The sequence below is a fragment of the Mycolicibacterium peregrinum genome (assembly GCF_001665625.1).
Taxonomy (GTDB): Bacteria; Actinomycetota; Actinomycetes; order Mycobacteriales; family Mycobacteriaceae; genus Mycobacterium; species Mycobacterium peregrinum_B.
Genome location: NZ_LZSY01000099.1, coordinates 1 through 19,565, shown reverse-complemented (window position 1 = coordinate 19,565; position 19,565 = coordinate 1). Strand labels below are relative to the sequence as shown.

Here is a 19,565-nt window from a genome sequence, read left to right as displayed (position 1 = left end):
GCGGGGGCTGAGATGCCCTCAATGGGGTCGGCATGAAATCCTAAGGGCTGCACTGGAATTCGCTGGTTTATCGATCGGTCGGCGAGCGTGTTCCAAAGCCGCCAAGCAAGTATAGTTAGGCTTGGCTAAGTTGGCATCTGCCACGGTAGTTGCCTTATCGTTTTCTCCACTTATGGCGTGTGGGACATAGCCGTCGTCCAGTGCTGCACGGAGGCGCCCACGCCGAGCCGGCTTCTTCGTAGAAGCGTGTTGAAGGGCAAGGTGGGAATGGCGCCCAGCAAGGTCGGGCTGTACAACCCCGCATATGAACACGATGCGTGTGGTGTGGCAATGGTGGCAGACATCCATGGTCGCCGCAGCCGGGACATCGTGGACAAGGCGATCACAGCACTGGTGAATCTGGAGCACCGCGGTGCCCAGGGCGCAGAACCGAACACCGGCGATGGCGCAGGCATCCTGCTGCAGGTCCCCGATGCGTTCCTGCGTGAGGTAGTCGATTTCGAACTCCCCGAGGCCGGAAGCTACGCCACCGGCATCGCCTTCCTGCCGCAGTCGTCGCGTGACGCGTCGACGGCAGCCGAGGCCGTGGAGAAGATCGTCGAGGCCGAGGGCCTGAAGGTGCTCGGCTGGCGCCAGGTGCCGACCGACGACTCATCGCTGGGCGCACTGGCGCGCGACGCCATGCCGACGTTCCGGCAGCTGTTCATTGGCGGCGCCACCGGCATGGACCTGGAGCGCAAGGCCTACGTCGTGCGCAAGCGCGCCGAACACGAGTTGGGCACCAAGGGCCCGGGCCAGGACGGCCCCGGCCGCGAGACGGTGTACTTCCCGAGCCTGTCCGGGCAGACCTTCGTCTACAAGGGCATGCTGACCACGCCGCAGCTCAAGGCGTTCTACCTGGACCTGCAGGATGAGCGGATGACCAGCGCGCTGGGCATCGTGCACTCCCGCTTCTCCACCAACACGTTCCCGTCGTGGCCGCTGGCCCACCCGTTCCGGCGGATCGCCCACAACGGCGAGATCAACACCGTCACCGGCAACGAGAACTGGATGCGCGCCCGTGAGGCGCTGATCCGCACCGACGTGTTCGGCACCGACGGACTCGACAAGATCGTCCCCGTCTGTACCCCCGGCGCATCGGACACCGCACGTTTCGACGAGGTGCTCGAGCTGCTGCACCTCGGTGGCCGCAGCCTGCCGCACGCCGTGCTGATGATGATCCCCGAGGCGTGGGAACGCCACGAGTCGATGGATCCCGCGCGCCGTGCCTTCTACGAGTTCCACGATTCGCTGATGGAGCCCTGGGACGGACCCGCCTCGGTCTGCTTCACCGACGGCACCGTCATCGGCGCCGTGCTCGACCGCAACGGCCTGCGCCCCTCGCGCATCTGGGTGACCGACGACGGCCTCGTCGTGATGGCGTCCGAGGCCGGCGTCCTTCCGCTCGACCCGTCCACCGTCGTCAAGAAGCTGCGCCTGCAGCCCGGCCGGATGTTCCTGGTGGACACCGCCCAGGGCCGCATCGTCTCCGACGAGGAGATCAAGGCTCAGCTGGCCAGCGAGCAGCCCTACCAGGAGTGGATCGAGGCGGGCCTGTTCCCGCTCGACGAGCTGCCGCCGGGTGACTACGTCCGGATGCCGCACCACCGCGTGGTGCTGCGCCAGCAGATCTTCGGATACACCTACGAGGAGCTGAACCTGCTGGTCGCGCCCATGGCGCGCACCGGTGCCGAAGCCCTCGGTTCGATGGGCACCGATACGCCGGTCGCCATCCTCTCGGCCCGGCCGCGGATGCTGTTCGACTACTTCCAGCAGCTGTTCGCCCAGGTCACCAACCCGCCGTTGGACGCCATCCGCGAAGAGGTGGTCACCAGCCTGCAGGGCGTGATCGGGCCCGAGGGCGACCTGCTCAACCCAGGTCCCGAATCCTGCCGGCAGATCGTGCTCTCGCAGCCGATCCTGCGCAACGCCGATCTGTCCAAGCTGATCTGCGTCGACCCCGACCACGAGGTCCGGGGCCACAAGCACGGCATGCGCGCCGCGGTGATCCGCTGCCTCTACCCGGTCAACCGCGGCGGCCAGGGCCTCAAAGAGGCGCTGGACAACGTCCGCGCCAAGGTGTCGGAGGCCATCCGCGAGGGTGCCCGCATCATCGTGCTGTCCGACCGCGAATCCAACGAGACCATGGCGCCGATCCCGTCGCTGCTGTCCGTCGCGGCGGTGCATCACCACCTGGTTCGCGAGCGCACCCGCACCAAGGTCGGCCTGGTGGTCGAGGCCGGTGACGCCCGCGAGGTGCACCACATGGCCATGCTGTGCGGCTTCGGCGCCGCCGCCGTCAACCCGTACATGGCCTTCGAGTCGATCGAGGACATGGTCGACCGCGGTGTGATCGCCGGAATCACCAGCGATCAAGCCAAGGCCAACTACGTCAAGGCCGCAGGCAAGGGCGTGCTGAAGGTGATGTCCAAGATGGGCATCTCCACCTTGGCCTCCTACACCGGTGCCCAGCTGTTCCAGGCCATCGGCATCTCCCAGGACGTGCTCGACCAGTACTTCGTCGGGCTGAGCTGCCCAGTGGGCGGCATCGACCTCGACGACATCGCCGCCGACGTCGCCACCCGCCACTCACTGGCCTACCTCGACCGTCCCGACGAGCGCGCCCACCGCGAGCTCGAGGTCGGCGGCGAGTACCAGTGGCGCCGCGAGGGCGAGTACCACCTGTTCAACCCGGACACGGTGTTCAAGCTGCAGCACTCGACCCGCACCGGTCAGTACTCGATCTTCAAGGAGTACACAGCCCTGGTCGACGACCAGAGCGAGCGGATGGCCTCGCTGCGCGGTCTGCTGAAGTTCCGTGACGGTGTCCGCCAGCCGATCTCCATCGACGAGGTCGAGCCGGCCTCCGAGATCGTCAAGCGCTTCTCCACCGGTGCCATGAGCTACGGCTCGATCTCGGCCGAGGCACACGAGACGCTGGCCATCGCGATGAACCGCCTTGGCGGACGGTCGAACTCGGGTGAGGGCGGCGAGAGCGTGCACCGCTTCGAGCCGGAGGAGAACGGCGACTGGCGCCGCAGCGCCATCAAGCAGGTGGCCTCCGGCCGGTTCGGTGTCACCAGCCACTACCTGACCAACTGCTCTGACATCCAGATCAAGATGGCCCAGGGCGCGAAGCCTGGTGAGGGCGGCCAGCTTCCGGGGCACAAGGTGTACCCGTGGGTGGCCGAGGTGCGGCACTCGACCCCGGGTGTCGGCCTGATCTCGCCGCCGCCGCACCACGACATCTACTCGATCGAGGATCTGGCGCAGCTGATCCACGACCTGAAGAACGCCAACCCGGCCGCGCGTGTGCACGTGAAGCTGGTGTCCGAGAACGGCGTCGGAACGGTCGCCGCGGGTGTCTCCAAGGCACACGCCGACGTGGTGCTGATCTCCGGCCACGACGGCGGTACCGGAGCCACCCCGCTCACCTCGATGAAGCACGCCGGCGCCCCGTGGGAGCTGGGCCTGGCCGAGACGCAGCAGACCCTGCTGCTCAACGGCCTGCGCGACCGCATCGTGGTCCAGGTCGACGGTCAGCTCAAGACCGGCCGTGACGTCGTCGTCGCCGCGCTGCTCGGTGCCGAGGAATTCGGCTTCGCCACCGCGCCACTGGTGGTGTCGGGCTGCATCATGATGCGCGTCTGCCACCTCGACACCTGCCCGGTGGGTGTGGCCACCCAGAACCCGGTGCTGCGTGAGCGGTTCAACGGCAAGCCCGAGTTCGTCGAGAACTTCTTCATGTTCATCGCCGAAGAAGTCCGTGAACTCATGGCGCAGTTGGGCTTCCGGACCGTCAACGAGATGGTCGGCCAGGTCGGTGCACTGGACACCACCAAGGCCGCCGAGCACTGGAAGGCCCACAAGCTGGACCTGACGCCGGTGCTCTACGAACCCGAGTCGGCGTTCATGAACCAGGACCTGTACTGCAGCTCGCGGCAGGACCACGGTCTGGACAAGGCGCTCGATCAGCAGCTGATCACCCAGAGCCGCGAGGCCCTGGATTCCGCTTCGCCCGTCCGTTTTTCGACAAAGATCACCAACGTCAACCGCACCGTGGGCACCATGCTCGGCCACGAGGTCACCAAGGCCTATGGCGGGCAAGGGCTTCCGGACGGCACGATCGACATCACGTTCGACGGCTCCGCAGGCAACAGCTTCGGCGCGTTCGTCCCGAAGGGCATGACGCTGCGGGTCTACGGCGACGCCAACGACTATGTCGGCAAGGGTCTGTCGGGTGGCCGGATCGTGGTCCGCCCCGCCGACGAGGCACCGGCCGACTTCGCCGCCGAGGACAACATCATCGCCGGCAACGTGGCACTGTTCGGCGCCACCAGCGGCGAGGCGTTCCTGCGCGGCCAGGTCGGCGAGCGGTTCGCGGTCCGTAACTCCGGCGCCCACGCGGTCGTCGAGGGTGTGGGCGACCACGGTTGCGAGTACATGACCGGCGGCAAGGTCGTCATCCTCGGACCCACCGGCCGCAACTTCGCGGCGGGCATGTCCGGCGGTGTCGCCTACGTCTACGACCCGGCCGGCGTGCTGGGCGAGAACCTGAACACCGAGATGGTGGAGCTGGAGGCCATGGAGGCCTCCGACGCCGAATGGTTGAAGGGCATCCTCACCGCCCATGTCGACGCAACCGATTCGGCTGTGGGACAACGGGTCCTGTCTGATTGGGTTAACGAGTTGAAGCACTTTGTGAAGGTCATGCCGCGCGACTACAAGCGCGTCCTGGCCGCCATTGCCGCCGCCGAACAGGCCGGCGAGAACGTGGACGAGGCGATCATGGCGGCCGCCAATGGCTGATCCGCGCGGTTTCCTCAAGCACACCTCGAAGGAACTCCCGACCCGCAGGCCGGTTCCGCTGCGCCTGAAGGACTGGAAAGAGGTCTACGAGGACTTCTCCCACGACAAGCTGCGGGACCAGGCATCACGATGCATGGACTGCGGTATCCCGTTCTGCCACAACGGCTGCCCGCTGGGGAACCTGATCCCCGAGTGGAACGACCTGGTCTACAAGGACCGGTGGCGCGACGGGATCGAGCGGCTGCACGCCACCAACAACTTCCCGGAGTTCACCGGACGGCTGTGCCCCGCGCCGTGTGAGGCGTCCTGTGTCCTCGGCATCAACCAGGATCCGGTGACCATCAAGCAGGTCGAGGTCGAGCTGATCGACAACGCCTTCGACCAGGGCTGGGTTGTCCCCAAGATGCCCGACGTGCAGACCGGCAAGAAGGTCGCCGTCGTCGGGTCCGGACCCGCCGGACTGGCCGCCGCCCAGCAGCTCACGCGGGCCGGTCACACCGTCACGGTGTTCGAGCGCGCCGACCGCATCGGCGGCCTGCTGCGCTACGGCATCCCCGAGTTCAAGATGGAAAAGCGCCACATCGACCGGCGGCTGGAGCAGATGGCGGCCGAAGGAACCCAGTTCCGGCCCGGCGTCAACGTCGGCGTCGACATCACCGTGGCGCAGCTGCGGCTGAACTACGACGCAGTCGTGTTGGCCGGGGGTGCCACCGCATGGCGTGACCTGCCGATCCCGGGCCGCGAGCTCGACGGCATCCACCAGGCCATGGAATTCCTGCCATGGGCCAACCGGGTTCAGCTCGGCGACGACGTCCTGGACGAGAACGGCCAACCGCCGATCACCGCCAAGGACAAGCACGTCATCATCATCGGCGGTGGCGACACCGGCGCGGACTGCCTGGGCACCTCGCACCGGCAGGGTGCGGCCAGCATCCACCAGTTCGAGATCATGCCGCGCCCGCCGGAGACCCGCGCGGACTCGACCCCGTGGCCGACCTACCCGCTGATGTTCCGGGTTTCCTCGGCTCACGAAGAGGGCGGCGAGCGCGTGTTCTCGGTCAACACCGAGGAATTCACCGGCGCCGACGGTCGTGTCACCGGCCTGCGTGCGCACGAGGTCAAGATGAATGCCGGCAAGTTCGAGAAGGTCGAAGGGACCGACTTCGAGCTCAAGGCCGACCTGGTGCTGCTCGCCATGGGCTTCGTCGGACCGGAGAAGGAAGGCCTGCTGAGCAAGCTCGGCGTCGAGCTGACCGACCGCGGCAACGTCTCCCGCGACGACAACTTCCAGAGCTCGGTGCCCGGCGTCTTCGTCGCCGGTGACATGGGCCGTGGACAGTCGCTCATCGTGTGGGCGATCGCCGAGGGCCGGGCCGCCGCCGCGGGCGTCGACCGCTACCTGATGGGCAAGTCCGCCTTGCCGGTGGTGATCAAGCCGACGGCAGCGCCGCAGCGGTAGGTTTCCACGGTTCGACTCGCCAACCGGGGGGTGGAAAGGTGAGGCTGCGACGTCGCGTCGTCGCAGGTGCAGTGGTTGTGGCTGTCCTGGCGGTGGTGGTGCACAACCACCTGGTGCCGTTCGGGACCCATTTCTTCGGGTTGACCGAGAACAACTTCGACCTGGACACCTACCGCGCCGGCGTGCACGCCTCCTGGGACGGTAGGAGCCTGTACCAGGAACCGGCGCTGCGCGGCGCCTGGTTCGTCTACCCGCCGTTCGCGGCCTTCGTCCTGGCGCCGTTCGCCTGGCTCGGTTTCGACGTCGCCAAGTACGTCCTGCTGGCCCTCTCGATCTGCTTGCTGGCGCTCATCGCGTGGCGGATCCTGCGACTGGCCGGGATCCGCGCCGATCTGCGGCTCGGCGTGATGAGCGCAGCGCTCGCGGTGATCGCCGTGGATGTCGAACCGGTGCAGGCCACGCTGTGGTGGGGACAGATAAATGTCCTGCTCATGGCGATGGTGGCGCTCGACCTGCTGCGCCCGGAACAGTCCCGATGGCGGGGGATCGGGCTGGGTGTCGCCGCGGGCATCAAGCTCACCCCGTTGGTATTTCTCCCGTACCTGTTGCTCACCCGGCAGTGGCGGGCTTCGGCCACGGCCGCGATCACCTTTGTCGCGACGGCGGCGCTCACCTGGCCGCTGCTGCCGAAAGACAGTGCGTGGTTCTGGACTCACCTCGGCGACACCGCCCACATCAGCTCGATCGACCACCTGGCCAACCAGTCGATCAACGGATTTCTGGCCCGGTACTTCGCCCCGAGCCCACGGCCGGAGTGGCTGTGGATCGTGGTGAGCCTGCTGGTACTCGCGGCATGCATGGCCATCGCGGCGTGGGCGCACCGACGAGGAGAACAGGCACTGGCCGTGGTGCTGGTGGGTTTGACCGGTTGCGCGGTGTCGCCGTTCAGTTGGGCAGCGCACTGGGTGTGGTTCGCCCCCGCGATCTTCTGGCTCGCCGCGAAGGCGTGCACGACACAGGGTCATTGGGCCCGCGGCTGGGCGTACCGGGCTGTCGGGCTGCTCGCGTTGACCTTCATGTGGACCCTGCACCGGCCCGGCCGCAACCACACCACCATGTACTTCAGCGGGGTGTACTGGAATTTCCTGGACCTCCGGCGCTTCTGGTCCGGCCAGCTCGCGAGCGGTTGGTACCCGCTGGTGTTCGGATGCTTCGTGGTCGCGACGGTCAGTTGGCTGCGGCTGAGCACGCCGCCGGAGCCGGACGATCCCGACGAGATCGCCATGACCTCGGACGACCTCGACGACTACCCGCCGGAGTTCCTCGACGAGGAGCTGGCGCGGGCCCAGTAAGGCAAGTTTGAGAGATTTCTTAATTAACTGCCGTGACCTGCATCACAGCGCATAGTCGCCTTGACCAGCGTCGAAATGTGATCCACATCTCGAAAAGGAGCAGTTCGGTCGCCTCAATCACCACATTAGTCTCATTAGAAACATCTGATGTTTTTGCGGCGTGCCTCGCCCAGTTTGCCGGATGGCGGGTATTTAATGACGTGGTGAGAGTGCTGCGGTAACGTAGAACTACGGGTACAGCAACCAGTAATTCGCAGGAGTGTTCACCGTGTACATCAACCCGATCAGTCGGTCACGGATGGGTCGTATTGCCTGGTCATTGTTCCGTCATCCGATGAAGAGCCGTGAGTTCCCGGCCAAGAACGAGCGCCTGGCCACGGCGGACGAGCTACTTCGCTTCGGTTTCTGACGGGTATCCGTCACAGCGCACGACGCCCTCGAATCGACGCAAAAGCGCCGGTCCGAGGGCGTAGCTGTTTGTGTCAGACGGTGAGCTGACCTGAGTCCCTGATTGCCTCGGCCAACGGTTCCAGCACGGCCGGATCGTAGGGCGGCGGCAGGTAGATGATCGCCAGATCCAGGCCCTCGGCGCCCAGCGCCGCCGCCTCGTCGACGACCTTCGCGACATCGTGGTCCGGACCCAGCCGCACGTGCGCCGACAGGGTGATCTCCTTGGGGTCGCGGCCGAGATCGGCGCAATGCGCGGCCAGCACATCGCGCTTGCGGGCGAACTCCTCGGGTGGACCGCCTACGAAATTCCAGTGATCGGCGTACTTCGCGGTGATGCGCAGCGTGCGCTTCTCGCCACTGCCGCCGATGCAGAACGGCGGATGCGGCTGCTGCGGGCCCTTGGGCTCGTTGCGGGCATCCTTGAGTTGGTAGAACTTGCCGTCGAACGTCGTCGTGTCCTGTGTCAGCAGTCCTTTCAGGACCTCGCAGGCCTCCTCGAACCGGTCGAAGCGTTCCTTGATCGAGCCCAATTCGATTCCGTAGGCACCCGATTCCTCTTCGTTCCAGCCGGCGCCGATGCCGAGGTCGAGGCGGCCGTTGGAGACGATGTCGAGTGCCGAGGCCATATTCGCCAACACGGCGGGATGGCGGTAGTGGATACCGGTGACGAGCACACCGACGCGCAACCGCTCGGTGGCCTGGGCGAGCGCGGTCAGCGTCGTCCAGCCCTCGAGGCAGGGGCCCGACGAGTCGGAGAAGATCGGATAGAAGTGGTCGAACGTCCAGCCGGATTCGAAGACGTCGATCGTGTCGGCCGCTTTCCAGATGGCAAGCATGTCGGCCCAGGTCGTGTTCTGCGGGGATGTTTTGAAGGCGAAGCGCACGCCTTCAGAAACTAGTCCCGTCGCAGCATTCATTCCGGACGAACCGGTCAATGCTGATTCCGTATCTTCGGTGCCATTTAGACGCCGCAATCGGTAGTCTCGGGCAGGGAAATATGCGGAATCACGCGATCAGACCATCTGGGAGTAGACATGAGCGAGTACGCAGTCACCGATCCGGCGACCGCAAAGGTGGTCGCCACCTACCCGACCTCGACCGACGCCGAGATCCAGGCCGCCATCGAAGCTGCCGCCAAGACCGGCCGCACCTGGGCACGTACCACCACGGTGGCCGAGCGGGCCGCGCTCATCGGTAAGGTCGCCGCCCTGCACGAGCAGCGTCGCGAGCAACTCGCCGACGTCATCGTCCGAGAGATGGGCAAGCCGCGCGACCAGGCCCTGGGCGAGGTCGACTTCAGCGCCGCCATCTACCAGTACTACGCCGACAACGCCGAGAAGTTCCTCGCCGACGAGGAGATCCCCCTGCTCGAGGGCGAGGGCAACGCGGTGGTCAAGCGAGGTCCGGTCGGTGTGCTGCTCGGGATCATGCCGTGGAACTACCCCTACTACCAGGTCGCCCGCTTCGCCGGCCCAAACCTGATCGTGGGCAACACAATTCTGCTCAAGCACGCTCCGCAGTGCCCCGAATCCGCCGAACTGCTGCAGCTGATCTTCCTGGAGGCCGGGCTCCCGCAAGGCGCCTACGTCGACATCCGTGCCACCAACGACCAGGTTGCCGAGATCATCGCCGACCCCCGGGTGGCCGCGGTGTCACTGACGGGTTCCGAGCGGGCCGGTGCGGCAGTGGCCGAGATCGCCGGCCGCAATCTCAAGAAGTGCGTGCTGGAACTCGGCGGGTCCGACCCGTTCATCCTGCTGTCCACCGACGATCTTGACGCGACGGTGGAAGCCGCCGTCGAGGGGCGGATGGAGAACACGGGGCAGGCCTGCAACGCCGCCAAGCGGTTCATCGTCGCGCAGGACATCTACGACGACTTCCTGACCAAGTTCACCGACAAGCTGCTGGCGGCCGCCGACGGGATCGCCCCGCTGTCCTCGGAACTGGCCGCCGAAAGGCTCGAACAGCAGGTCAAGGCCGCCGTCGCGCAGGGTGCCGAGCTCAAGTCGGCAGGTGAGCGCCGCGGTGCGTTCTATCCGCCTGCCGTTCTCACGGGAGTGACCGAGGACAACGACGCCTACCGTCAGGAGCTGTTCGGCCCGGTGGCCGTGGTGTACAAGGCCGGTTCGGAAGACGAGGCCGTCGAGATCGCCAACGACACCCCGTTCGGATTGGGTTCTTACGTCTTCACCACCGACGCCGATCAGGCCGCCCGCGTGGCGGACCGGATCGATGCGGGCATGGTGTTCGTCAACGCGGTCGGTGCCGAAGGGGCCGAGTTGCCGTTCGGCGGCATCAAGCGGTCCGGTTTCGGGCGCGAGCTCGGCAGGTTCGGCATGGACGAGTTCGTGAACAAGAAGCTGATCCGTACGGTCACCTGACGCTGACGTGCGTTCGCGCATGTGCGATCGCATCGTCCAGCGAATCGAGCAGGTGGTTCTCGTGCCGTAGTGACTCGAACACGCCGACGTTGGCCAACAACTCGGCGTGTTCGGGTCGAACACCCTTGATGATCACCGTGATCCCGCGTGACTCCAGTTCGGTGGCGATCTCCGCGAGGGTGTGTGCGCCGGTGGCGTCGAGCATGCCGAGTTGCGACATCCGGATGATGACGACGGAAGTGTGTGGATGTTCGGCGTCCACGATCGCGCTCGAAATACGTTCGGCGGCACCGAAGAACATCGCACCGTCGAGCCTCAGCAGCGCGATCTCGTCGTCGCCGGGTAGCTGCGGACCGGGAAGTTCCTCTCGAACCACGCTGCTGCGCCGCGCCACGGAACGCAACGCGAAGAATGCGGCGACGACAATGCCGATCTCGACCGCCTCGATCAGGTCGAAGCACACGGTCACCACCGCGGTCAGAACGAAAGTCAGCGCATCGGAACGGGTGGAGCGCAGGATCTTTCGCACCGTACCCGCCGAGATCATCCGGAACGACGTCACCATCAGCACTCCGGCCAGCGCGGCGAGTGGAATGGTCGAGACCGGTCCGGTCGCCAGATAGACCACACCGAGCAGCACCAGTGAGTGCACGATCGCCGCGACGCGTGTTCGGGCGCCGGCCCGGACGTTGACCGCGGTGCGCGCGATCGCGCCCGTTGCGGGCATGCCGCCGAAAACACCCGAAGCCACTGACGCCAAACCCTGCCCGACCAACTCGCGGTCGGGGTCGTACGGTCCGGTCGGTGACATCGTGGCCGCAACCCGCGCGGAGAGCAGCGATTCGATGGCCGACAGCGCGGCAATGGCCAGTGCCGCGCCGAGCAGGGTGCGCAAGGCGCCCAGATCGGCGTGGGGGAACACCGGGGTGGGCAGGTGCGACGGCAGCTCGCCGATCGCGGCCACGGGGATGTGGAGGACGCTGACCAGCACGGTGACCACGATGACCGCTGTCAAGGATTCGGGAATGGCACGGTGCACGCGCGGGAGCGCGATCATCAGGAGCGCGACAACTCCAACCACCCCAAGGGTTTTCGCCGCCGTAGTCCAGTCGGCCTGCGCGATCACCGTGATCGCGGCGGGCAGCGTGCGCTCGCCGGCGGGTGCCTGTTGGGCGAATGCGGCGGGGACCTGCTGCAGGAAGATGATCATCGCGATGCCCAGGGTGAACCCCTCGATCACCGGCCACGGGATGAACGTCACCGCCCGGCCCAGGCCGGTGACGCCTGCGGCCAGCACCACCAGCCCCGCCACCACTGTCACCAGTGCGATGCTGCCGAGTCCGTGTTGCGCGACGATCGGCGCGAGGACCACCGCCATCGCTCCTGTCGGGCCGGACACCTGCACGTGCGAACCGCCGAACACCGCCGCGACCAGGCCCGCCACCACTGCCGTGACCAACCCTGCGGCGGCTCCCACCCCCGAGCTGATCCCGAAAGCCAACGCCAACGGCAGTGCCACCACGCCGACGGTCACCCCGGCGAGGAGGTCGCGGCGCCACGAGCGCGGCAGTTCGGTGTAGTCGCCGCGGTTGGGCAGTAGCCGAGACATGGTGGGACCTGACGAATTGATGGATTGAAGAATATCTCAATCCACTGTAGGGATGCCCGTCATAGGGCGCAAATGCACGTCCCGATGCGGGCACACTGGAGGTATGAACGGCGTCCTGTACTTCGACGGCAACTGTGGCATGTGTACCCGCAGCGTGAACGCTCTGACGAGCCGGCAGCGCACCGGCGATCTGCGGACCGCGCCTTTTCAGGCCGCCGGCACCGCTGACCGGCTCGGGGTGCCGGCCGATCAGATGCTCGAAGCGGCATGGTGGCAGGACTCCTCGGGCGAGGTGTACCGCGGCGCCGAAGCGATCAACGCCGCCGTCTCGGCCGGGTTCGGCACCAGGATTCCGTTGCGCGTGTACCGGGTGCCGGGGGTACGTCAACTGCAGAACGCGGTCTACCGCTGGGTCGCGGCGCATCGCTACCGGTTCCCGGGCACCACGCCGCACTGCGCGGCGCGGCCGGGGGACTGCTGAGCAGTGCCCATGGACCCGGTGACCGCACTACGTCAGATCGCGTACTACAAGGATCGCGCCCGGGAGGACCCGCGGCGGGTGATGGCCTACCGCAATGCCGCCGACATCGTCGAGGCGCTGTCCGATGCGCAACGGGAACGCCTCGGCGCGACGAACGGTTGGCAGTCGTTGCCAGGGGTGGGGCCCAAGACGGCGAAGGTGATCGCCCAGGCCTGGGCCGGCCGGGAGCCCGACACCCTCGCCGAATTACGTGAGGCGGCTGTCGATCTCGGGGGTGCAGAGGTGCGGGCCGCCCTCCGGGGAGACTTGCACGTGCACTCCAACTGGTCGGACGGATCCGCTCCGATCGAGGAGATGATGCTGGCCGCGCGCGACCTCGGACACGAGTACTGCGCGCTGACCGACCACTCGCCACGCCTCAAGATCGCCAACGGGCTGTCCCCGGACCGGCTGCGTGAGCAGCTCGACGTCATCGAGGACCTACGCGAGGCTGTGGCCCCGATGCGGATCCTGACCGGGATCGAAGTCGACATCCTCGAAGACGGATCGCTGGACCAGGAACCCGAACTGCTGGAACGCCTGGACGTGGTGGTGGCAAGCGTGCACTCGAAGCTGGCGATGGACTCGGAAGCCATGACCCGGCGAATGGTCAAGGCCGTCTCGAATCCGCACACAGATGTGCTGGGGCACTGCACCGGACGCCTGGTCACCGGCGGCCGCGGCATGCGGCCCGAGTCGAAATTCGATGCCGAGAAAGTCTTTACGGCCTGCCTCGAACACGGCACGGCCGTCGAGATCAATTCCCGTCCCGAGCGGCGCGACCCGCCGACCCGGCTGCTGACGATGGCGCTGGAGATCGGCTGCGTGTTCAGTATCGACACCGATGCACACGCACCCGGCCAGCTGGATTTTCTCGGCTACGGGGCCCAGCGCGCCCTGGACGCCGAGGTACCGATCGAGCGCATCGTCAACACCTGGCCCGCCGACGAACTGCTGGAGTGGGCCTCAGGCGGCTGAGGTGAACGGATTGTGTTCGGCGATCAGCTTTTCCATCCTGGCCTCATCGAGCCGGACCCGGATGGTGGTGGCTTCCTGTTGATCGCGGATCACCTTGGCCAGGGTGAACGAGCTCGTCACGAGGAATAGGACCGTCATCGCCAGGAACAGGCGCTGCCACAGGTCCAGGGGCAGGAACAGGACCCCGCCGAGCAGACCGAGAAAGCTGGCCCCGAAAGCGATGGCGGCCTGGAGGAAGAATGCGGCGGTGACCCTGGATGAGTCGTTGAAAGCGTTCATGTCTCGCAGCTTGTCGTAGTCCGGGGTGCGGCGGATGGGGGACATTACTCAGATTTCATGCTCAGTTCCGTTGCCACGGCCGCAGCACATCGGCCGGACGATCCTCGGTCCAACACCGCACCGCGGGTGACCGGCGGTATTCGACAGGCTCGTAAACTCACGCGATGCACGCGGAACTCGGCATCGACACCGTCATCACCCTGCTCGCCGCCGGCCTGATCTTCCTGCTGGCCCTGGTGCTCGGGGTATGGAAGTACCGGCAGATGGCCACCAGCGAGAACCACCTGGCCCACCCGTACGTCGACATCGCCCACCGGGCCGCGCTGCTGTACTCCTTCGCGACGCTGCTGGTGGCGGTCTTCGTCGAACTCAGCGCCTGGCCCACGTGGGTGAACCTCGCCGCAGCCATGGTGCTCGTGCTGTTCTTCGTCGTCGCCATCGCCGCCTACATCGAGCACGGTGCCAAGCGCGACACCACCAACCAGTTCGAGAAGCCCACCGCATCACTGCACGCCGGGATGATTGCCCTCATCGTCGGCGAGATCGGTGGGTTCGCCGTGCTGCTCGCGGGATTCATTGCCGGACAGTTCTTTTAGCACGCGCAACTCTTCTAGTAGGGCAGCGTCGGCATCTCCAGGCCCGGATCACGTCCGACCAGCACACCGCGGGTCAGCATCGCGTTACCGAACCGCTGCCGCACCTCATCGATGGCGCCGTCGATCGCGACCGGATCGGGTTCCGAGTCGAAAGGCAGCTCCAACTGCTGGCTGCCCTGGTGGTCGATGTTGGATACCGCGAACCCGATCAGTGTGAGCCCGCGCTCGGCGATCACGGGAGCTGCGGCCGTCACCAGTGCGCGGGCCGCGGCCAGGACCGCGTCAGTTGATGCGGTAGCCCGGGGCAGGGTGTGCGACCGGGTGGCCCGGCCGAAATCATCGAAGCGCAAGCGCAATACGACGGTGCGCCCGGTCCGGCCGGCCCCGCGCATCCTGCGGGTGATGCGGTCGACGAGGTTGACCACCACGACATCCACCTCCGCGGCCGACATCGTATTGCCGCGCCGGCCGAGCGCGCGTTGGGCGCCGACCGAACTGCGCCGGACCCCTGTCGTCACCCGGCGTCGGTCGATGTTGCGCGACAACGCATACAGCTGTCGCGCCATCGCACCGCCGACCATGGGCCGCAGAGCAGACTCGGGCAGCTCGGCCACATCGGCGACGGTCTCGATCCCGTGGGCATGGAGCTTCTCGGCCGTCTTTGCGCCCACACCCCACAGCCGGCGCACCGGCAACGGATGCAGGAACGCCAGTTCGCGATCGGGCGGGACCAACAGCAGCCCATCCGGTTTGGCCACCTGGCTGGCCACCTTGGCCAGGAACTTGGTGCGTGCGATGCCGACGGTGATGGGCAGGCCCACCTGCTCGCTGACCTGCTCGCGCAGGCGTCGGGCGATCTCCACCGGAGTGCCGGACACCCGCCCCAGCCCGGACACGTCGAGAAACGCCTCGTCCACCGACAGTGGCTCGACCACCGGTGTGGTGTCGTGAAAGACCTCGAACACGTGCCCGCTGGCCTCCGAATACGCCGACATCCGCGGCGGCACCACGATGGCCTGCGGGCACAGCGTCCGGGCCTGACCACCACTCATCGCCGTGCGGACCCCGAACGCCTTGGCCTCGTAACTGGCCGCCAGCACCACGCCGCCGCCGACGATCACCGGGCGGCCGCGCAGCGCCGGATCATCGCGCTGCTCGACCGATGCGTAGAACGAGTCGAGATCAGCGTGCAGGATGGCCGCGGTGTCGGACACGAACATATGTTCGCATAGGTGGCGGACGGGTTAGAGGGGCCGGCCGTAGATGCTGGTCAGCCAGATGTGGGCAAGGGTGTCGACCACCTCGTCGAAGGCGACCGCGGGTTGTTCGGCGCCCAGAGCCGCCATGATGGTGCGCTCGTTCATCAAGTTGAGCGAGGTCGCCAGGTCCATCGCGGGAATGGTCTCCGGGGCGGCGCCGCGCTCACGCTCAGCGGTGATCAGGGCGGCGGTGAGGTTGATCCATTTCTGCATGAGCCCGGACCAGAACACCCGGAACTCCGGGCTGCTGTTGAGTGCCTCGGTACCGGCGCGTGCGGTGGCCGGATGCGACCCGAACGAGCTGACGAAGATCTCGATCCCGTGCCGGATCGCCCGCTTGGGGTCGGTGGGCATGTCCTCAAGTGCGCTGTCGAAACCGGTGTCCGCCCGCTTGATCAGCGGGTCGATCAGCGACAGCAGGACCGCTTCCTTCGATGAGAAGTAGAAGTAGAACGTCGGCCGGGAGATCCCGGCACCTTTGGCCAGGTCATCGACCGATATGTCGGCGAACTTCTTGGTCTCCAGCAGCTGCCGGGCGGTCTCGAGGATGGCCGCCTCACGGTCGTCGCCCGATGGTCGGGCGGCGCGTCGACCGCGGGGGGCGCGCGTCGTACCGGAGGTGGTCACAACCAGCAGCCTAACACCGCGTTGAATTTATCAACAGACTGTTGACCGACTCAACACCATGTTGATACCGTCGGTCCCATGAACGAACACTTCGATGTTGTGATCGTCGGCGCCGGCATCTCCGGCATCAGCACGGCCTGGCATCTGCAGGACCGTTGCCCCACCAAGAGCTACGTGATGCTCGAGCGCCGGGAGAACATCGGCGGCACCTGGGACCTGTTCAAGTACCCGGGCATCCGCTCCGACTCGGACATGTTCACCCTCGGGTTCCGGTTCAAGCCGTGGGAGTCGGCCAAATCGATCGCCGACGGCCAGTCGATCTGGAACTACATCAACGAGGCTGCCGACGAGAACGGCATCCGGAAGCACATCCGCACCGGCCACAAGGTGGTGTCGGCGGACTGGTCCGACGCCGAGAACAAGTGGACCGTGACCGTCGAGCACGATGGCGAGGAGAAGCAGATCACCTGCTCGTTCCTGTCGGTGTGCAGCGGCTATTACAACTACGACGAGGGTTACTCACCGGAATTCCCCGGCGCCTCGAACTTCAAGGGCCAGATCATCCACCCCCAGCACTGGCCGGAGGATCTGGATTACGCCGGCAAGAAGATGGTCGTGATCGGCTCGGGTGCCACCGCGATCACGTTGATCCCGTCGTTGGTCAACGGCGGCGTCGGGCACGTCACCATGCTGCAGCGCTCGCCCACGTACGTCGGATCGTTGCCTCTGGTCGATCCGTTCGCCGTGAAGACCAACAAGTACCTGCCGAAGAATCTCGCGCATTTCGCGAACCGCTGGAAGGCCGTCGGGTACAGCACCGGCCAGTACCAGATCGCGCGCCGCTTCCCGTCGATCTTCAAGCAGTTCCTGCGCAAGATGGGCACCCGCCGGCTGCCCCAAAACTTCGATTACGACAAGCACTTCAGCCCGCGTTACAACCCGTGGGATGAGCGAGTCTGCCTGGCGCCCAACGGCGATCTGTTCAAGGCCATCCGGTCGGGCAAGGCCGATGTCGTCACCGACACGATCGACACGTTCACCGACAAGGGCATCAAACTCAGCTCCGGGCAGGAGCTCGAGGCCGACATCATCGTCACCGCGACCGGTCTGAACATGCAGTTGTTCGGCGGTGCCCAGGCCCTGCGCAACGGCGAGCCGATCGACCTGTCGGACACGATGACCTACAAGGGCCTGATGCTCTCCGGTGTTCCCAACATGGCGATCACCTTCGGCTACACCAACGCGTCCTGGACGCTCAAGGCGGATCTGGTCTCGGAGTTCATCTGCCGCGTGCTGAACTACATGGACGCCAACGGTTTCGACCGCGTCGAGGCCCAGCACCCCGGCACCGCTGTCGACGAGATGCCGTTCATGGACTTCACCCCGGGATACTTCCGGCGTGCCATGGACAGCCTGCCCAAGTCGGGCTCGGAGGCGCCCTGGCGGCTCAAGCAGAACTACTTCTTCGACCTGCGGACCATCCGCTACGGCAAGGTCGACGAGGAGTCGCTGATGTTCACCAAACACCGTGCGGCCGTGAAGGTTAGCTAGGCAATAAACGAGAAGAGCCCCCACCTTGATGAAGGTGGGGGCTTTTCTCGCTCCTGGTTTTAGGAAGCGGCGACGACCACGATGCCGTCCTCGTCGGCATAGGCGATCTCGCCGGGGACGAAGGTGACGCCGCCGAAGCTGACCTCGACGTCGCGCTCACCCTCGCCGGTCTTGGTGCCCTTGCGCGGGTTGGTGCCCAGCGCCTTGATCCCGACATCGATGGTGCGCAGCGCGGCGGCATCGCGTACCGCGCCGTGCACGATCACCCCGGACCAGCCGTTGTCGGCAGCCAACCCGGCGATGATGTCACCGACCAGCGCGGTGTGCACCGAGCCGTCACCGTCGACCACGAGCACCCCGCCGTTACCCGGGGTGGACAGGATCGACTTCAGCAGGGCGTTGTCCTGGAAGCAGCGCACCGTGGTGATCGGCCCGGCGAACATGGTCCTGCCGCCGTAGTTCTGCAACTGCAGATCGCAGCTACGGACGTCGGGGTAGATCTCGTCGACCAGATCAGCGGTGGCGCGCGGTTCGATACTCACCCCGCGATTATCGCAGCCCGCTAGCGACCGACACTTTGCACGATGATGTCGTGCACGAACTGGGCCAGCCCAGGCTCTGCATCGTCGTAGTAGCGGGCGAAGCGCTCGTCGTCGACATACATCTGCGCCAGGCACACATGCATGTCGTCACTGCAGTCGTAGAACCGCGAGATGGTGGCGCGATGCCGTGCCGCCAACTCGTCGGCCTGCGCCGAGCCCGGTTCGACCCCGGCGCGCTTACCCTCGGCCAGGGCGTCGAGCAGCGCGTCGTTCTCGGCCTTGAACTCGATCCAGTCCCGCTTGGTCATCTGCGCGGTCCGTTGCCGGGACTGTTTCCACTCCTCGGTATCGGCCCAGCGCGCTTCGGCCTCCTCGGCGTGCTCGTCGAAAACGGCGCTGCCGAAGATCTCCACCTGCTCCTCGGCGGTCAGCTGAATTCCTCTGTCGTGGGCGCTCATCAATTCCTCCACTGCCTTGATGGTCTGCTGCAGCTGCTCGGCCTGATCGCACAGGACGCTGTGCTGGCGTTGCAGGTGGGCGAGCACGTCGGCATCCGGATCGTCGAGCAGGGACCGGATCTCATCCAGCGCCAGCCCGACCGACCGGTACACCAGCACCAAATGCAACCGCTCGATATCGGCGTCGGTATAGCCGCGATAACCCGCCGCGGTACGCACGCTGGGCACCACGAGACCGATGTGGTCGTAGTGATGCAGAGTCCGCACCGAGATCTCCGTCAGCGCGGCCACCGCGCCGACGGATCTCACCTGCTGATCTGCGTGCACGAGGCCACTATCGACCCTGACGTCGCGTCAGGGTCCAGCCCGGGTCAGCTGTCCTCGGAATGCCGACGGCTGAGCACGACCAGGAGCAGGGCCAGGACGCCTACGGCCACCGCCGCGGCAAGGGGCAGCTTGGACGACGGGCTCTCGCTCAGTGTGGACGGCACCGGGCCCGACACTGGATTGGCGGCCGAGGTGACAGTCGACTTGGCTTGGGCGGCAGTCTCTTTGGCTGCCTTGGCGACATCCGGCAGAGGGATGACGGGCGCGGGGGCGTCCACCCTGAGCGAGAGCCCGTCGTCCAAGCCTCTCGCTTCTACCCAGCGGACGCG

General features: G+C 66.2%; 15 protein-coding genes and 1 pseudogene. 8 read left to right on the top strand and 8 right to left on the bottom strand.

Going from position 1 to position 19,565, the window contains the following annotated elements; translation table 11 throughout:
* Positions 1-267: 267 nt before the first annotated feature.
* The 3 genes from gltB to A5779_RS14525 are packed head-to-tail and all read left to right on the top strand — an operon-like array spanning position 268 to position 7,659.
* Complete coding sequence (gene gltB, locus A5779_RS14535; protein ID WP_064883013.1) at positions 268-4,848, top strand: glutamate synthase large subunit; 4,581 nt, start codon at positions 268-270, stop codon at positions 4,846-4,848.
* Positions 4,841-6,307 (top strand): glutamate synthase subunit beta, encoded by a 1,467-nt coding sequence (locus tag A5779_RS14530; RefSeq protein WP_064883011.1) that lies wholly within the window; start codon positions 4,841-4,843, stop codon positions 6,305-6,307. Before gltB ends, A5779_RS14530 begins: the two co-directional genes overlap by 8 nt.
* Before the next feature lie 38 nt (positions 6,308-6,345).
* Positions 6,346-7,659, top strand: a complete 1,314-nt coding sequence (locus A5779_RS14525) for a glycosyltransferase family 87 protein (RefSeq protein WP_064883009.1) — start codon at positions 6,346-6,348, stop codon at positions 7,657-7,659.
* 482 nt (positions 7,660-8,141) lie between these two features.
* Here the strand turns inward: A5779_RS14525 and A5779_RS14520 are convergent, their stop codons facing one another.
* Complete coding sequence (locus tag A5779_RS14520) at positions 8,142-8,993, bottom strand: LLM class F420-dependent oxidoreductase (RefSeq protein ID WP_064883007.1); 852 nt, start codon at positions 8,991-8,993, stop codon at positions 8,142-8,144.
* A gap of 150 nt (positions 8,994-9,143) precedes the next feature.
* Between A5779_RS14520 and A5779_RS14515 the strand changes: the two genes are divergently transcribed.
* The gene (locus tag A5779_RS14515; RefSeq protein WP_064883005.1) at positions 9,144-10,490 is read left to right on the top strand and encodes an NAD-dependent succinate-semialdehyde dehydrogenase; all 1,347 of its coding nucleotides are present in this window, start codon (positions 9,144-9,146) and stop codon (positions 10,488-10,490) included.
* On the opposite strand, the gene A5779_RS14510 is transcribed toward A5779_RS14515, so the two are convergent.
* Positions 10,483-12,099 (bottom strand): SulP family inorganic anion transporter, encoded by a 1,617-nt coding sequence (locus A5779_RS14510; RefSeq protein WP_064883003.1) that lies wholly within the window; start codon positions 12,097-12,099, stop codon positions 10,483-10,485. The two genes, A5779_RS14515 and A5779_RS14510, sit on opposite strands and share 8 nt — an antisense overlap.
* Before the next feature lie 103 nt (positions 12,100-12,202).
* Between A5779_RS14510 and A5779_RS14505 the strand changes: the two genes are divergently transcribed.
* Positions 12,203-12,580, top strand: coding sequence for a thiol-disulfide oxidoreductase DCC family protein (locus A5779_RS14505; RefSeq protein ID WP_064883001.1), 378 nt, complete (start codon positions 12,203-12,205; stop codon positions 12,578-12,580).
* A gap of 9 nt (positions 12,581-12,589) precedes the next feature.
* The gene (locus A5779_RS14500) at positions 12,590-13,597 is read left to right on the top strand and encodes a PHP domain-containing protein (protein ID WP_064882999.1); all 1,008 of its coding nucleotides are present in this window, start codon (positions 12,590-12,592) and stop codon (positions 13,595-13,597) included.
* Here the strand turns inward: A5779_RS14500 and A5779_RS14495 are convergent.
* Complete coding sequence (locus tag A5779_RS14495) at positions 13,586-13,876, bottom strand: YiaA/YiaB family inner membrane protein (RefSeq protein ID WP_064883028.1); 291 nt, start codon at positions 13,874-13,876, stop codon at positions 13,586-13,588. The two genes, A5779_RS14500 and A5779_RS14495, sit on opposite strands and share 12 nt — an antisense overlap.
* Before the next feature lie 164 nt (positions 13,877-14,040).
* On the opposite strand from A5779_RS14495, the gene A5779_RS14490 reads away from it, so the two are divergent.
* A complete protein-coding gene (locus A5779_RS14490; RefSeq protein ID WP_064882997.1) occupies positions 14,041-14,472 on the top strand; it encodes a hypothetical protein in 432 nt (143 codons plus the stop codon).
* Between the two features lie 14 nt (positions 14,473-14,486).
* Here the strand turns inward: A5779_RS14490 and dinB are convergent, their stop codons facing one another.
* Both dinB and A5779_RS14480 read right to left on the bottom strand, forming a co-directional pair.
* On the bottom strand, positions 14,487-15,692 hold the full coding sequence (gene dinB, locus A5779_RS14485; RefSeq protein WP_064882995.1) for a DNA polymerase IV: 1,206 nt from the start codon (positions 15,690-15,692) through the stop codon (positions 14,487-14,489).
* Positions 15,693-15,716: 24 nt separating this feature from the next.
* A complete protein-coding gene (locus tag A5779_RS14480; protein ID WP_064882993.1) occupies positions 15,717-16,358 on the bottom strand; it encodes a TetR/AcrR family transcriptional regulator in 642 nt (213 codons plus the stop codon).
* Positions 16,359-16,436: 78 nt separating this feature from the next.
* Between A5779_RS14480 and A5779_RS14475 the strand changes: the two genes are divergently transcribed.
* Entirely contained in the window at positions 16,437-17,909 is a 1,473-nt protein-coding gene (locus tag A5779_RS14475; RefSeq protein ID WP_064882992.1) for a flavin-containing monooxygenase, read from the top strand.
* A gap of 59 nt (positions 17,910-17,968) precedes the next feature.
* On the opposite strand, the gene rraA is transcribed toward A5779_RS14475, so the two are convergent.
* The 3 genes and pseudogenes from rraA to A5779_RS14460 all read right to left on the bottom strand — a co-directional run.
* A complete protein-coding gene (rraA, locus tag A5779_RS14470; protein ID WP_064882989.1) occupies positions 17,969-18,451 on the bottom strand; it encodes a ribonuclease E activity regulator RraA in 483 nt (160 codons plus the stop codon).
* A gap of 20 nt (positions 18,452-18,471) precedes the next feature.
* The gene (locus A5779_RS14465) at positions 18,472-19,236 is read right to left on the bottom strand and encodes a MerR family transcriptional regulator (protein WP_082941687.1); all 765 of its coding nucleotides are present in this window, start codon (positions 19,234-19,236) and stop codon (positions 18,472-18,474) included.
* A gap of 44 nt (positions 19,237-19,280) precedes the next feature.
* A pseudogene (locus A5779_RS14460) lies at positions 19,281-19,565 on the bottom strand (hypothetical protein); the annotation flags it as partial.